Consider the following 15,379-nt stretch of genomic DNA (forward strand, 5'->3'; position numbering starts at 1 on the left):
CACCTCATGCCCTTAGGGGTCACCCGCATGTCCGCAGGGGTGACCACGGCCGTGGGCGGGCACAGTGAAAAGGATTCGGGCACAGGCCAGTTCGATATTTCTGATGAGCGCTCCGTGGAGGAAATGGCGGCGGCCATCATCCAAAGGGGCTACCAGCCCGTGTATCAGGACTGGCGGGCCATCCCATGAGGCCATCGGAAAAAGGAGAATCCATGCGCCCTGTACCCGGTTCCAAATCCGCATCCTTTGAAACCGGCCTCCGCACCCACCTGCCGCCGGAGCCCCTTGCCCGCCTGAAAAGGGCCTGTATCGGCATTGCCGGAGCCGGAGGGCTGGGTTCCAATGTGGCCCAGCACCTCACCCGCTCGGGCATCGGTGCGCTGGTGGTGGCGGACTTCGATACGGTTTCCCCTTCCAACCTCAACCGCCAGTTTTATTTTCAAAATCAGATCGGCCTGCCCAAGGTGGAGGCCCTGAAGGCCAACCTCCTGCGCATCCATCCGGAGCTGGTCTTTACGGGCTACACCCTGAGGCTTGACCGGGAGAACCTGCTTTCCGTGTTTCAGGGCTGCGATCTTGTGGTGGAAGCCCTGGATGAGGCCAGAACCAAGGCTCTCTTCGTGGAAACCCTCGCCGCAAAGGGCATTCCCCTTGTGGCCGCCTCCGGCATCGGCGGGTACGGCGCTCCGGACACCCTCTCTGTCCGGCATTTCGGCAGAAACCTTGTGGTGGTGGGCGATGGCCGGACGCCCTCGGATGCCCGCATCCCGCCCATGTCCCCCCGCGTGGGCATTGCCGCAGCCATGCAGGCGGATCTTGTGCTCTTTCACCTCATCGGAACCCTCATTTCAACGGAGGACATGCCATGACCTCTTCCCATCGTATTCTTGACGCCAACCTGAACCGCTGCTGCGAGGGGCTGCGGGTTCTGGAAGACCTTTTCCGCTTCATCCCGGAAAACGCCTCCCTTGCCGAAGCCCTGAGAAGCCTCCGCCACCGTCTGCGTCAGGAGACAGCAGGTTTAAGCCGGGAACTCCTGAAGGCAAGAAACAGCGAAAGGGATCCCGGCCTTGCCCTTTCACAAACCATGGAAACCGCCTCTCCCCGGAACCTCGGGGATCTCACCACAGCCAACTGCAAGCGGGTGCAGGAAGGGCTCCGCAGTCTGGAGGAACAGGCAAAGGTACTTGGAAAAGAAGGGCTTTCCCGTTTCTTTGAAGCCTGCCGCTACGAGACCTACACCCTGGAACAGAAGCTTCTTGCGGCCCTGATCCCGGAAAACCGGAAGACCCTTCTCGACACGGATCTCTACGCCATTACGGCTTCGGAACATTCAAAGGGCCGCTCCAACCTCTTTGTGGTGCGGGAGATGCTGGAGGCGGGCATCCGCCTTGTGCAGTACAGGGAAAAGGACAAAACCCTGGCCGAAAAATATGCCGAATGCCGTGAAATCCGCAACATGACGGCGGATTTCGGGGCAAGGCTTGTGGTGAACGATGATGTGGATCTGGCCCTCATGGTGGGCGCGGACGGCGTGCACATCGGTCAGGACGACTGGCCCGTTCCTGCGGTGCGCGGCCTGATCGGTGAAACCATGGCCATCGGCCTTTCCACCCACAGCCCGGATCAGGCCGCAGCCGCCCTTGCATCCGGCGTGGACTACATCGGCGTCGGCCCCATTTTTGAAACCCACACGAAAAAAGATGTCTGCGATCCCGTGGGGCTTTCCTATCTCGATCATGTGGTGCGGGAAGTTCCCCTTCCCTTTGTGGCCATCGGCGGGATCAAGGCCCACAACATCCATGAGGTGGCAAAGCGCGGGGCAAAATGCATCTGCCTTGTCACGGAAATTACGGGGGCGGACAACATTGGCGGAAAAATAAGAGAAATCCGAAACATCCTGTCTGAAAAAGGAAAAACATCATGACCTATACCACCCAGATGGACGCAGCGCGAAAGGGCATCCTCACCCCGGAAATCCGTACGGTTTCCGAAAAGGAGGGCATGGCCCCGGAACGTCTCATGGCCCTGATGGCCCAAGGCCGGATCATCATTCCCGCCAATAAGAACCACAAGAATTTAAGTGCCGAAGGTGTGGGCGAAGGGCTTCGCACCAAGATCAACGTGAATCTCGGCATCTCCAAGGACTGCTCCGATGTGGAGCAGGAGATGGAAAAGGTGAAGCTTGCCCTGAAGCTCAAAGCCGAAGCCATCATGGATCTTTCCTGCTTCGGCAAGACGCAGGAATTCAGAAAACGCCTTGTGGAGATGTCCCCCGCCATGATCGGCACCGTGCCCATTTATGATGCCGTGGGTTTTTACGATAAGAATATCAAAGACATCACTGTGGAGGAGTTTTTCCGGGTGGTGGAAACCCATGTGGAAGACGGGGTGGATTTTCTCACCATCCACGCGGGCCTCAACCGGGAAACCGCAGAAAAAATCAAAAGAAATGAGCGCATCACCAGCATTGTGTCCCGGGGCGGCTCCCTCCTTTACACCTGGATGCAGCTCAATGACGCGGAAAACCCCTTTTACGAGCATTACGACAGGCTCCTTGACATCTGCGAGGCCCATGACGTGACCTTAAGCCTTGGGGATGCCTGCCGTCCCGGCTGTCTGCATGACGCAACAGATGCCTGTCAGGTGCAGGAGCTCATCACCCTCGGAGAACTGACCCGAAGGGCCTGGGAGCGCAACGTGCAGGTCATGATCGAAGGCCCCGGTCACATGGCCATGGACGAGATCGCAGGCAACATGATGCTGGAAAAACGCCTCTGCCACGGTGCGCCCTTTTATGTGCTGGGGCCGCTGGTGACCGACATCGCACCGGGCTACGACCACATCACCAGCGCCATCGGCGGGGCCATTGCCGCAGCCAGCGGCGCGGATTTCCTTTGCTATGTCACCCCTGCGGAGCACCTGCGCCTTCCGGATCTGGACGACATGAAAGAGGGCATCATCGCCTCCCGCATCGCCGCCCATGCGGGAGACATTGCCAAGAAAATTCCCGGTGCAAGAAAGTGGGATGATGCCATGAGCCGGGCAAGGGCGGCCCTGGACTGGGAAGGCATGTTCCGCCTGGCCCTCGATCCGGACAAGGCAAAAGCCTACCGGGCCTCCTCCATGCCGGAACATGAGGATTCCTGCAGCATGTGCGGTCGCATGTGCGCGGTGCGGAACATGAACCGCATCCGGGAAGGCAAGGACATTCAGCTTCAGGACTGAGGACAGGAAATGAAAAAGGGCCGCAGGTAAGAGAAAAAATCCTCTTGTCTGGGGCCCTGAAAAATGCATCCAGGCTGGGGCTGCAAAAAAGTCTTCCTTTTTGGGCTTACAAGGTTTTAAGCAGCTGATTGGCCGCCACCAGCAGGGGGTCCCAGACCGGACTGAAGGGCGGAGCATAGGCAAGATCCGCTGTGCTGAAATCCGCCACCCGCATTCTTCCATGCAGTGCCACGGCTGCAGCATTGATGCGTCGGGCCTCATTGTCCTGGCCCACCATGGATACCCCAAGCAGTCGCCCGCTTTGTTTATCGCCCACCATGTGCACCCACACGGGTTTTGATCCGGAAACGGTTTTGGCTCTGGAGTAGGACTTCACCACCACCTCCACCGCATCAAAACCCGCCCGAAGGGCCTCTTTGAGGGTGAGGCCTGTGCGGGCCACCTCCACATCAAAGATCTTGAACACCCCCGTTCCCGCCACCCCTTCCATGCGTACAGGTCTGCCGGTGATGTGATCCGCAACGGCCCATCCCGCCCGATTGGCTGTAAGGGCCATGGGAATCCAGGTTTTTTCCCCTGTGACTACATGAAAGGACTCGGCGCAGTCGCCTGCGGCATAAATGTCCGGATGGCTGGTCTGAAGACAGCGGTTGACGGCAATGGCGCCGGATGCGCCTAAGGCCAGCCCGGCTTCCTTTGCAAGAAAGCTGTTGGGCCGGACACCGATGGCCATGAGGGCCATGTCCGCATCAAAACAGGCTTCCCTGCAGCAGATGTCAAGCCGCTCCCCTTTGGTTTCGATGCGCTCCGTGGTGCAGCCATGGTTGATGAGAATGCCTTTTTGGATCAGGGTTTTTTCCACCATACCCGCAAGCTCCGGAGCCAGCCAGGGCAGAAGAGTCGGGGCATTGCGGATGAGCTGGACGATGATGCCCCTTTCCGTGAGGGCTTCGCACATCTCAAGACCGATGTAGCCTGCACCGATGATGGCGGCCTTTTTTACCTTGTTATCCCCGATAAAGGCCGCAACCCTGCGGCCGTCATCAAGACTCTTCAGCACAAAGACCTGGGGCAGGTTGTGGCCGGGAATGAGGGGCATGTTGGCCGTGGAGCCGGTGGCAATGAGCAGTTTGTCAAAGGCGATTTCAAAGGCCTGGCCTTGGGCATCTTCTCCCAGAACCCTTTTTGCCCTGGCATCAATGGAAGTGACCCTGTGGCCAAGGCGCAGGTCAATGTTTTGTTTTTCCCGGAACACGGCGGGAGCCCGCATGATGAGGGCATCCATGTCGCCTTCTTCATCTGCAAGGACATAGGGCATGGAGCAGGCGCTGTAGGAAACATCCCGGGTCATTTCCAGGACGGTGATTCTCATATCCGGCGCATTGCGCCGCGCCCGGCTGGCAGCACTCATACCCGCCGCATCGCCTCCGATGATGACAAAATGCATGGGAACTCCTTTCATGGGGAAAAGGCCGAAAGCCTCTTTTTTTAAGGATTTCGGCCTTCATCATGGGGTGTCCGGACGAATGCAGGGAAGCCAGGAAAGACCGTTTTGTCAGGACGCCACAAACTTCTTATAAGGCCAGGCCACAACACCACCGTCCATGTAGCGTACATCCTTGAAATCCGCACCATCGAGAATACGCTGGGCCTCATATCCCCTCAAGGAGATTTTACAGAAAGCCACAATCTCCTTGTCTTTGGGAATTTCCTTAAGGCGTTCCCGGAGTTTACCCAGGGGCACAAGGCGTACCCTGTCATCCTCAATGCGCATCTGCTCAAATTCCGCAGGGGAGCGCACATCGAGAAAAATAAAATCCTCCCCCGCATCCATGCGAGCCCTGACCTCTTCGGGAGAAAGACCTCTGCCGATGCCGCTGATCTTGTTTTCCGCGATGTTGGCCGCCACAATGATGTTGTCCATGGCCGGGCTGAAGGGGGGCGCATAGGCCAGGTCATAGCTGCCAAGGTCGTACACCGTGCCTTTGTGGCTCATGGAAACCACGGCCACCTCAATGCGCTTGGCCACATCCCCATAGCCCACCACCTGACAGCCGAGGATTCTGCCCGAAGGATTTTCCACCACAAGCTTGATGATGATGAGCTTTGCCGAAGGCAGGAAATGGGCCCTGTCCGGCGCAGGAGTGAGGGCCGTCACCACGGAAAAGCCTTCGGCCTTTGCCTCCCTCTCCGTTAATCCTGTGCGGCCAAGGGAGATATCAAAGACCCGCACAATGGCCGTTCCCAGAACACCGGGAAAGGCTGTGGGCCTGCCGCAGATATTGTCCGCAATGACCCGGCCATGCTTGTTTGCCGTGGAACCCATGGGCGCGTACAAGGGCTTTTCCGTGATCCGGCTCAGGTTTTCCACACAGTCCCCGCCTGCATAGATGGATGGATCACTGGTGCGCATGTGACTGTCCACCAGAATGCCACCGAGGCTTCCGATGGCAAGCCCCGCATCCTGGGCAAGCCGGACTTCGGGCCGGACGCCCACGGCAATGAGCACCATGTCCGCAGGGTAGGTATCCTTCTCCGTGACAACGGCCCGTACCCGGCCCTGATCGTCCCCCAGAATCTCCTTTGCCCGGTCTTTTAAGTTCAGGGCCACACCGTTTTTCAGCATCTCATTTTTCAGGTGAAAGGCAATTTCAGGGTCCACCAGATTTTCCAGAAGATGCTCCGTCTGCTCCACAATACGAACCTGCATGCCCTGCTTCACAAAGGCTTCGGTCACCTCAACACCAATGAGTCCGGCACCGATGATCACCGCGTGTTTTCCCGCAAGACTTCCCTCCTGATCCCGGATTCTGCGGGCATCCTCCACCGTGGAAAGGAAATTCACGCCCTTGAGCCCGCTACCTGGGATGGGCGGTTTCACCGTATGGCTGCCCACGGCCAGCACCAGATCATCATAGGGAAAGACAAGGCGTTCGCCCGTTTCAATGGAAAGGGCATGAACCTCTTTTTTCTCCCGGTCGATGCGTTCCGCCACCGTGCGGTTTTTTACGGTAATGTCCTTCACCGCACGGAAAAAGTGGGTGTCCCGCACCACACCCGCCGGAGTGCTCATGAGCTCGGAGCAATCCCGCACTTCGCCGGAGATATAGTAGGGAAGACCGCAGCCCGCGTAGGAAAGGAGCTCGTCTTTTTCAATGATGGTGACTTCCGCTTGGGGCATGAGACGCTTGATACGGCTGGCTGCCTTGGGGCCGCAGGCCACACCGCCGATGACCACAACACGCTTTTTCATCCGGACTCCTTTATCTGGGGGTGATGAACTTTGAAAAACGAGGAGATTGTACCGGAGGCTAATGAGCTTATGCCCATAAACTGGTTACAGGAATTCTGCGGGGGCGGATAAAAAAGAAAAAGAGCGGGGATGCCCCGCTCCTGGGATGCGGATCTTTTTTTCAGGAAGCTTCCGGAGGTCGGGAATCCGTATCCGGAAGCGTTTTTCCCGCAGCCCCCGAAGGCTTGCGACGTCTGCGGCGCTTCCGGGGTGCGGAAGGTGCCGTTTCATCTTTTTCCCCGGATGGGGACGTCGGGCTGGCGGAGGGTAGCGATGAAAGGGGCTGATCCCCATCGGCCTCTCCCTGGGGGCGGGGTTTGCGGCGACGCTTGCGGGGAGGCCGGGGTTGGGTTTCCCCATCGGCGTGTTTTTCCGGAGTTTCCCTGCGTGTCCCCTGAACTTTGGTCGGAGGGGGGGGCAATTCGAGATCCGCCTCATCCGGATATTCGCACTCAAAGGGTGCGCCGATATACTCCTCAATGGCGGGAATATAGAAGGAGTCCTCCTCATCGGCAAAGCTTACGGAAATACCCGAAGCTCCGGCCCTTCCCGTACGGCCGATGCGGTGAACGAATTGTTCGGGATCCTGGGAGAGGTTGTAGTTCACCACATGGCTGATGCCGTCAATGTGAATGCCCCTTGCCGCCACATCCGTTGCCACCAGCACCCGGAAACGGCCTTCCCGGAAATCTTCCAAGGCCCGGATGCGTTTGTTCTGGGGTACATCTCCCGTGAGCATGGCGCAGGAAATGTTGTAGCGCTTGAGCCTTTCACTGAGGTTGCGGGCCTCGCTTTTCCGGTTGGTGAACACCATGACCCGTTCCAGGTTCTGGCGGGTGAGGATGTTCCAGAGCAGGGCGAATTTCTGATCCGCTGTGACAATGTAGTTTTTGCGATCCACGGTTTCCGTGGCAATGACCTCAGGCTCGATCTCCACATTCACGGGATCGAGAGTCCACTGCCGGGCCAGGCGCATCACATCGTCGGACAGGGTAGCGCTGAAAAAGAGGGTCTGGCGCTGTTCCTTGCGGGGGGTTTCATAGACAATCTGCCGCACATCGGGAATGAACCCCATGTCCAGCATGCGGTCGGCCTCGTCAATGACCAGGATTTCCACCTTGTAAAGACGGACAAGCCCTTGCTTTTTAAAATCCAGAAGGCGGCCCGGTGTTGCCACGATGATGTCAATCACCTGCTCAGCGAGGATGCGTTTCTGATGTTCATAGCCCATGCCGCCGAAAATGGCCGCCACCTTGATGGGCGTGTATTTGCCGATGCCTCTGGCATCCTTTTCAATCTGAAGGGCCAGCTCCCGGGTGGGGGCCAGAATCAGAGCCCTGGGAACGCCGGGTCTGCGGTTATCCCTGGGGTTTTTCATGAGCCGGGTATAAAGGGCGAGAAGGAAGGCCGCACTTTTCCCTGTTCCGGTCTGGGCCTTACCTGTGGCGTCCCGACCTTCCAGGGTTCCGGGAAGAATGTCCGCCTGGATGGGGGTGCAGTACTGAAATCCCAGCTCATGGACCCCGCGCATGAGTTTGGCCGGAAGCCCGAGATCGTGAAATCGGGTTTTGCCTTCCACCTCAGGGACCTCAAAGTGTTCCGGCATCCATTCCGGGGGTTCCGGTGGGGCAGAGGATTCGGACCTTCCGGGCCTGATTTTTTTTCTGCCCTCTTCTCCCTCTGCGGAGTCCAGAGGGGTTTCGTTTCTGCGGTTGCGGTTTTTTTCCTTTGGGGCGTCAGAGCGCAGGCGATCCCGCGCCGCCTTTTCCGAAGCCGGTGAGATCGGAGACTCTGCGGTGGTTTCCGGGCCGCCCTTGGCTTTGCCCTTTCCAAAAATACGGTCTTTCAGTTTGACAAAAATAGCTCGAATCAAAAGGATACCTTCTGCAAATGATTAAAATACCTGTCCACGCACCTTTTGAATCCCCTCCGCCTGGCGCAGGGGGAGTTTTCGGGGTGCACCCTTTTGTACAGATTCGCACAAATCATGGATCTTATAAAGATCACTTCACAATCTCAAGGAAATCTTTAAATTCCGGTACATCCGCCCGGCCCAGAACCTCAAAGAGCAATCCCTCCACGGACACGGGAAAAACCCCGAAGGCCTGCATGCGCAAAAGCCCTGTTTCCCGGTCTCCCGGATGCCTGGAAGCCATGACGTCCCGGATTCCATGCACCTGAAAACCATCCCGGACCAGGCCCATGGCGGTCTGGGCCACGCAGACATGGGTTTCCATGCCGCAGATGGCCACTTCTCTTTTACCAAGGGCTTCCAGCCAGATTCTGAAGCTTTTGTCCGTATGGCCGGAAAAATGATTTTTGGTGAAAAGGGGGGCGTCTCCGGCCAGATCCCGGAGTTCGGGCGGCACAGGCCCCAGTCCTTCGGGGTTCTGCTGAAAGAAGCAGATGGGCATGCCCAGAAGCCGCGCGCCCCGGAGGAGGCGGGTGCATGCATGCACAAGGCTTTGCGGATCCGGCATGGCCCGCAGCAGGCGCTCTTGTATGTCCACCACCACAAGGCAGGGACGGGCTGAAAAAAAATGCGTCACAAAACCTCCTCATCCAGGGTGTCCAGTTTTTTCAGAATCCCCAGGAGAAACCGCCAGCCCGTTTCAAGGCTGTTTCGTTCGAGAAATTCATCGGGCCTGTGGATGTTGCCGCAGCGGCAGATGCCAAAGGTCACCGAAGGCCAGCCTGCGGCCAAAGTGGCATTGGCATTGCTGCTGATGGGTTTTTCCTGAAGCGCCAGTCCTTCCGCCTCTCCGGCCTGTCTCAGGGCAAGGCGGAGGAACTTGGGCTGAACAGCCGCTGCGGCGGGTCGGTGACCGATGTTTTCCAAAACCGGGGCCAGGGGAAAGCCCGGAGCCATGGCTCTGAGCCTGCGGTTCAGACGATCCAGGCGCAAAGGATCCGTGCTGCGGAATTCCAGGCGGGCCTCGGCCCTTCTTGCAATGGCATTGATGCCTTCTCCGCCCTCAATGCTTCCGATATTGCAGGTGAGCCGATCTTCACGGGAAACCTCCCGGGTATCGGCAAGGGCTTCGGCCTTGAGAAGAAAACGGATGAGGGCGGAAATGGCGTTCTCCCGGCCCCAGTCTTCCCAGGAATGGCCGCCCGGTCCTTCCACCCGAACCCGGTAGCGCAGGGAGCCGGTTCCGCAGAGGGAAAAATTTTCCATTCCGAGATCCAGACATAAAAAGGCATGGGGCGGCCTGGGGGTCCGGGAAATGAAATGACGTATGCCCAGAAGATTGCCTTCTCCTTCCTCACATACGGAAAAAAGAAGGTGCAGAGGGCGTTTCAGGCAGAGGGGATGGGCGTGCAGTTTCTGGGCAAGGAGGGCCAGAAAGGTCACAGCCGCAAGGTTGTCCGCCACCCCCGGTCCCCGCAGCCGTTCTTTTTCCACAATGAGGGCACCGCAACCCGGACCCACCACATCCATGTGGGCGTCCAGAATGACGGCATCCCTGCTTGTGGCCTGGGGAAAAATCACCTCAAGGTTCCCCGCGGCATCCACCCCAAAGGGAATGCCGGAGCGCAGAAAAAAAGCTTCCAGCACGCGTCTGCGAGCCTCTTCCTGTCCCGTGGCTCCGGGTGTGGCCATGAGATGGCGCAGGAGATTCAAAAAAGGCTTTTCATCCCAAAAGGGCATGGCGCACACTCCTTACATAAAAAAATCCTGAAAGGATGGCGGACATCATACGCCTATCTTTCTTGTTTTGCAAAAAAGGGGATGTGAAAAAATCTGCGGAAACCTGCCCTTGACACCCGGACCTCTGTGCTTAAATTTGAGCCATAAAAGTTCTTGCCATGGCAGAATATAGCTTTCATAAAAAAACAAGGATGAGTTAATAACAGCTACGAAGCAGCGCAGAACAAAAATTATAAAATATATGATAAAAAAGTGGCTTGAATAAAAATTCCTTGCACCATAGTTTCAGATTTGTTCGATTGTCTTTAATCTTTTAAAAAAGATAAAATATAAACGAAGTCTTATTCTTAAAAAGGAGGTGCTCCATGACACTGGTACGCTGGGAACCTTTCCGTAATGTGGCCACTCTGCAGGAACGCATTAACCGCATGTTTGACGAGGCCTTTAACAAGGCCCGGGATCTGGATGAAAATGCCATGGGCGCATGGCGGCCTTCGGTGGACATCTTTGAAAACGATCATGCCATTATCCTGGAAGCCGAACTGCCCGGAGTCACCCGTGAGGATATTGACGTTGAGGTGGAAAACAACGTGCTGACCCTCAAGGGCGAGCGAAAGGAAGTTCGTGAGGTGGAAGAAGAGCGCTACTATCGTAAAGAGCGGATCATCGGACGTTTCCACAGGGCCTTCACCCTGCCCGTGGACGTCAACCTGGATCAGATTAAAGCGAGCTTCCAGAATGGCGTTCTGCGACTGGAGGTGCCCAAACCTGAGGAGAAAAAACCCAGAAAGATTGCCATTGCCGTAGAAGGCTGATCGGTCTTTTAAGTCCCTGGCATGCCCAAGGGACGCAGGATCGCCAATCTATGCACACCAAGGCCCTGTACGTGATGCAGGGCCTTTTGTTTTTTTAGAAAGGGGAAGTTTTTTCCCTGAATGAATTTACATGGCAGGGCTTTCGGGCTAAAAACAAAAGGCTGTAGGGATCCAGGACTTTTTTTGCCCTTTCAGGCCTTTTTTTGGGGCCTTCATCCTTCCTAAGGTAGTGAGATTTGTGAACGTACCCCCTTCGCAAGAATGGAAACATCTTCTTCAGGACAGACTGGAAAGCCCCGAGGCTCTGGCCTCTGCCCTGGATCTGGATCCGGAAATGCTGGCACAGGTCACAGCCCGGTATCCGGCCCGTATCAATGCCTACTATCTGGATCTTATCCGGAAACATGGCAAACCCCTCTTTCTTCAGGCCGTTCCCCGGAAAGAAGAACTGGAAGAGGTTCCGGGCCTTCTGCCTGACGGTCTCTGCGAAGAAGCCCAGTCGCCCGTACCGGGTCTTTTCCATCGTTATCCGGACCGGGTGATTCTGGCCGTATCCTCGGAATGTGCGCTTTTCTGCAGGTACTGCATGCGCAAAAGGGATCTTGGAAAAAAAAACGTACTGGATGAAAGGGCTGCCCTTGCCTACCTTGAAGATCAGCCCGGAATCCGGGATGTCATCCTTTCCGGCGGCGATCCTCTCATGCTTTCCGACGAGCGCCTTGAGACCCTCCTGAGCGCCATCCGCCGTATTCCCCATGTGGAGACCCTGCGCATTCACACCCGCATGCCCTGTACCCTGCCCCAGCGTATCACGCCTGAGCTTGTGGCCATGCTCCGCAGATTCGCCCCTCTTTTTGTGAATACCCATTTCAACCATCCTGCGGAGATTACGGAATTAAGCCGCCGGGCCTGTGGTCTTCTTGTGGATGCGGGGATTCCTGTGGGATGCCAGTCCGTTCTGCTCCGGGGCGTGAATGACGACAGCAAGGTTCTGGCCACCCTTTTCCGCAGGCTGCTGGCGATGCGGGTAAAACCTTATTATCTTCATCATCCGGACCCTGTGGCGGGCATCCTGCCCTTTCGCCTTGACCTTGCGGAGGGGCTGGCTCTGTACCGGAAGGTTCGCGGTCATATTTCCGGTATGGCCGTACCGCCCTACATGATTGATCTGCCCGGAGGTGGGGGCAAGGTTCCCCTGCATCCGGATTTTCCCTACCTGATCCGGGAGGACGGTTGGATGCGGGTTCTTAATTTTGAAGGCAACCCTCATTTTTATCCGGCCCTGGCCCGGCCCCTGGGACCCGCCCCCTTTCTGGACAAAAAGGAGAAAGCCATGGAGATTAGCCTTACCAAGATGCACGGTCTCGGAAATGATTTTCTTCTGCTGGATGACCGAGACGGCCGTATTGCGGAAAAAAAGGAATACGGAGAACTGGCCCGGCAGTTGTGCGACCGGCACTTTGGCGTGGGTGCGGATGGGCTGATCCTGGCCTTGCCCTCCCTTTGTTGTGATGTGGCTTTTCGTATTTTTAACGCCGATGGTTCGGAAGCAGGCATGTGCGGTAACGGTATCCGCTGCTTTGTGAAATATCTTTACGAGACCTCTCGGTTGCGTCAGAAAATCATGAACATTGAAACCCGCTCCGGCCCGGTGGTCTGCATTCTGGAAAACGATGCCGAAGATCAGGTGCAGACCGTACGCGTGGACATGGGGGAACCGAGGCTTCTTCCCCATGAGATTCCCTTTCGTTTCCAGGGCGAGAGGGCCATAGAGGTTCCTCTTCAGGTATTGGATCAGACCTTTCAGGTCACGCCCGTTTCCATGGGAAACCCCCATGCGGTGATTTTCATGGAAAGCATTGAACATATTCCCATTGAATCCTGGGGCCCGGCCCTGGAAACCCATGAAGCCTTTCCCGAAAAAACCAATGTGGAGTTCGCGGAAATCCTTTCTCCGCAAAGAGTGCGGGTGCGGGTCTGGGAAAGGGGCGCTGGCCTGACCCTGGCCTGTGGCACGGGGGCTTGTGCGGTGGTTGTGGCGGGTGTACTCACGGGACGGCTGGAGCGCAGGGCGGAAGTGCTCCTTCCCGGAGGCCGTCTTTTTGTGGATTGGGATGAAAGGTCCAACCATATTTATAAGCGGGGACCTGCGGTCAGGGTTTTTGAGACTCAGATCCGCATCGAATGAAACCTCAAAACACCTTCGTTTAAAGGAAAAAAACATGCCCCAACTCTGCGATGCCGTGAACACGGCTGCGGATTTTATCCGCAAGCACAGTGCCATACAGCCGGAGATTCTCATCATGACCGGAACCGGTCTGGGGAAGAGTACGGGAACCATGGATGTTTCCGCCATCCTGCCCTATGCCGGGATTCCCGGTTTTCCCCTGTCAACGGTTGAAAGCCACGCAGGCGAGCTGGTGCTGGGGCAGCTTTCCGGAAAGAATATGGCTGTGATGCGGGGCCGTTTTCACCTGTATGAGGGCTACAGCGCAAAAGACATTGCCTTTCCCCTGCGTGTTCTGCGCCTTCTCGGTGTTCATACCCTCATTGTCACCAATGCCGCAGGCGGGGTGGGGCCTGGGTTCCGGGTGGGCGACCTCATGCTGATTCAGGACCACATCAATCTTACCGGTGAAAATCCCCTGATCGGGCCCAACCATGGGGCCTGGGGGCCGCGCTTTCCCGATATGTCCTGCGTCTATGACGCTGACCTGAGGCGTCTTGCCCTGCGCGTGGCGGGGGATATGGGGCTTTTTCTGCAGCAGGGGGTTTATGCGGGCCTGAAGGGTCCTTCCTTTGAAACACCGGCGGAGATTCGTTTTCTGAAAACCATCGGCGCCCAGGCGGTGGGTATGTCCACGGTCATGGAAGTCATTGCCGCCCGCCATGGCGGCATGCGGGTTCTGGGGCTTTCCACCATCACCAACATCAACGACCCGGACAGGCCCGAAGCCGCGACCCTGGAAGCTGTGGTGGAAGAGGCGGATAAGGCCTCTTTGCGGCTGGAAGCGTTTTTGACCGCTTTGATCGGGAGGATGTGATGCAGGCCGATCTTCTCATTGAAAATGCATGGCTTCTCACCATGGATCGTGAAAACACGGTGGTGAAAAAAGGGGCTCTGGCCATACAGGGGGAGACCATTCTTGCCCTGGGGCCCCTGGCTTCCCTGGGTTCCATTCAGGCCAGAGAGCGCCTGGATGCCCAGGGAGGGATTCTCATGCCCGGTTTTGTCAATGTGCATACCCATGCCTCCATGACCCTTTTCCGGGGACTTGCCGATGACCTTCCCCTGATGCGATGGCTGGAAGACCATATTTTTCCTGCGGAGGCAAGGCTCACAAAAGATCTGGTCCGCCTGGGGGCCGAGCTGGCCTGCCTGGAGATGATGGGTTCGGGAACCACCACCTTCTGTGATATGTACCTTTTTGAGGAAAGCGTGGCCGAAGCGGCCAGGGATGCGGGCATGCGGGCCGTTGTGGGAGAAGTGCTCTATGATTTTCCCTCGCCCGCCTATGGCCCCCTGGAGCAGGGCTTTGCCCAGGTGGAGGCCATGGCCCTGGCCTGGAAGGATCATCCCCGGATCACCATCGCGGTGAAACCCCACTCGCCTTACCTCTGCGCGCCGGAACTTCTCACAAGGGCCTTTGATCTTTCGGAAAAATACAACCTTCCCTTTGTCATTCACCTTGCCGAAACCCTTTCCGAAGCACGGCGCATCCAGGAAGCCTACGGGAAAAGCCCCACCGCCCATCTGGCGGATCTCGGAATTCTTTCGCCGAGAACCCTTGCTGCCCACTGCGTGGTCATGGATGAAAGGGACATTGCCCTTTTTGCAGAAAAAGGAAGCCATGTGGCCCACAATCCCCAGAGCAACATGAAACTTGCTTCGGGCATTGCGCCGGTTCCGGAAATGCTGGCCGCAGGAATTTCCGTGGGGCTGGGCACGGACGGTGCTGCGTCCAATAACGACCTCAGCATGTTCTCCGAGATCCGGGCCGCAGCGCTGCTGCACAAGGTCAACCGCAAAGATCCCACAATCCTGGATGCGCGCACGGTTTTACGCATGGCTACCATCGAGGGGGCCCGGTGTCTGGGACTTGCCGACCGCATCGGCTCCCTTGAGGTCGGTAAACAGGCTGACCTCATCCTGATCCGTACGGACAGCCCGCACATGACGCCTTTGTATCATCCCTGCTCCCATGTGGTGTATGCCGCAGGCAGGGAGGATGTGTCCGACGTGTTCATCGCAGGAAAGGGTGTATACCGAAACCGCGCCTTCACCACGCTGGATGCGGAGGCCATATGCGCGAAGGCCAGGGAGGCTGCGGTTACCATGACCGGGAAAGACTAAAAAAGCCCTTTGCCTGCGGTTCTTGCCGTCTGTACCGG

12 protein-coding genes and 1 pseudogene are annotated in these 15,379 nt (G+C 57.2%); 8 read left to right on the top strand and 5 right to left on the bottom strand.

Annotation, left to right across the window (positions count from 1 at the left end; genetic code table 11):
- The 4 genes and pseudogenes from RBR60_RS08190 to thiC form a co-directional block, all read left to right on the top strand.
- A pseudogene (locus RBR60_RS08190) lies at nucleotides 1–189 on the top strand (2-iminoacetate synthase ThiH); the annotation flags it as partial.
- Nucleotides 190–212: 23 nt separating this feature from the next.
- Nucleotides 213–869, top strand: a complete 657-nt coding sequence (gene thiF / locus RBR60_RS08195; protein WP_320355589.1) for a sulfur carrier protein ThiS adenylyltransferase ThiF — start codon at nucleotides 213–215, stop codon at nucleotides 867–869.
- Nucleotides 866–1,927, top strand: coding sequence for a thiamine phosphate synthase (gene thiE / locus RBR60_RS08200; RefSeq protein ID WP_320355591.1), 1,062 nt, complete (start codon nucleotides 866–868; stop codon nucleotides 1,925–1,927). The genes thiF and thiE overlap by 4 nt, the downstream gene beginning before the upstream one ends.
- On the top strand, nucleotides 1,924–3,228 hold the full coding sequence (thiC, locus tag RBR60_RS08205) for a phosphomethylpyrimidine synthase ThiC (RefSeq protein ID WP_320355593.1): 1,305 nt from the start codon (nucleotides 1,924–1,926) through the stop codon (nucleotides 3,226–3,228). Before thiE ends, thiC begins: the two co-directional genes overlap by 4 nt.
- 106 nt (nucleotides 3,229–3,334) lie before the next feature.
- Here the strand turns inward: thiC and RBR60_RS08210 are convergent, their stop codons facing one another.
- From RBR60_RS08210 to RBR60_RS08230, 5 genes are all read right to left on the bottom strand, one after another.
- Nucleotides 3,335–4,675, bottom strand: a complete 1,341-nt coding sequence (locus tag RBR60_RS08210) for an FAD-dependent oxidoreductase (RefSeq protein WP_320355595.1) — start codon at nucleotides 4,673–4,675, stop codon at nucleotides 3,335–3,337.
- 108 nt (nucleotides 4,676–4,783) lie between these two features.
- The gene (locus RBR60_RS08215) at nucleotides 4,784–6,481 is read right to left on the bottom strand and encodes an FAD-dependent oxidoreductase (RefSeq protein WP_320355597.1); all 1,698 of its coding nucleotides are present in this window, start codon (nucleotides 6,479–6,481) and stop codon (nucleotides 4,784–4,786) included.
- 160 nt (nucleotides 6,482–6,641) lie between these two features.
- The gene (locus RBR60_RS08220; protein ID WP_320355599.1) at nucleotides 6,642–8,393 is read right to left on the bottom strand and encodes a DEAD/DEAH box helicase; all 1,752 of its coding nucleotides are present in this window, start codon (nucleotides 8,391–8,393) and stop codon (nucleotides 6,642–6,644) included.
- Between the two features lie 130 nt (nucleotides 8,394–8,523).
- On the bottom strand, nucleotides 8,524–9,069 hold the full coding sequence (locus RBR60_RS08225; protein ID WP_320355601.1) for an isochorismatase family protein: 546 nt from the start codon (nucleotides 9,067–9,069) through the stop codon (nucleotides 8,524–8,526).
- The gene (locus RBR60_RS08230) at nucleotides 9,066–10,172 is read right to left on the bottom strand and encodes a M20 family metallopeptidase (protein ID WP_320355603.1); all 1,107 of its coding nucleotides are present in this window, start codon (nucleotides 10,170–10,172) and stop codon (nucleotides 9,066–9,068) included. Before RBR60_RS08230 ends, RBR60_RS08225 begins: the two co-directional genes overlap by 4 nt.
- Nucleotides 10,173–10,537: 365 nt before the next feature.
- Here RBR60_RS08230 and RBR60_RS08235 point away from each other — a divergent pair, with 365 nt between their 5' ends.
- From RBR60_RS08235 to RBR60_RS08250, 4 genes are all read left to right on the top strand, one after another.
- Complete coding sequence (locus RBR60_RS08235; protein ID WP_320355605.1) at nucleotides 10,538–10,987, top strand: Hsp20/alpha crystallin family protein; 450 nt, start codon at nucleotides 10,538–10,540, stop codon at nucleotides 10,985–10,987.
- Between the two features lie 238 nt (nucleotides 10,988–11,225).
- Nucleotides 11,226–13,175, top strand: coding sequence for a diaminopimelate epimerase (gene dapF / locus RBR60_RS08240; RefSeq protein WP_320355606.1), 1,950 nt, complete (start codon nucleotides 11,226–11,228; stop codon nucleotides 13,173–13,175).
- A gap of 34 nt (nucleotides 13,176–13,209) precedes the next feature.
- On the top strand, nucleotides 13,210–14,031 hold the full coding sequence (locus tag RBR60_RS08245) for a purine-nucleoside phosphorylase (RefSeq protein ID WP_320355608.1): 822 nt from the start codon (nucleotides 13,210–13,212) through the stop codon (nucleotides 14,029–14,031).
- The gene (locus RBR60_RS08250) at nucleotides 14,031–15,341 is read left to right on the top strand and encodes an amidohydrolase (protein WP_320355610.1); all 1,311 of its coding nucleotides are present in this window, start codon (nucleotides 14,031–14,033) and stop codon (nucleotides 15,339–15,341) included. The genes RBR60_RS08245 and RBR60_RS08250 overlap by 1 nt, the downstream gene beginning before the upstream one ends.
- The last annotated feature ends 38 nt before the right edge of the window (nucleotides 15,342–15,379 follow it).

This window comes from Desulfobotulus sp., from assembly GCF_034006065.1.
Lineage (GTDB): Bacteria > Desulfobacterota > Desulfobacteria > Desulfobacterales > ASO4-4 > Desulfobotulus.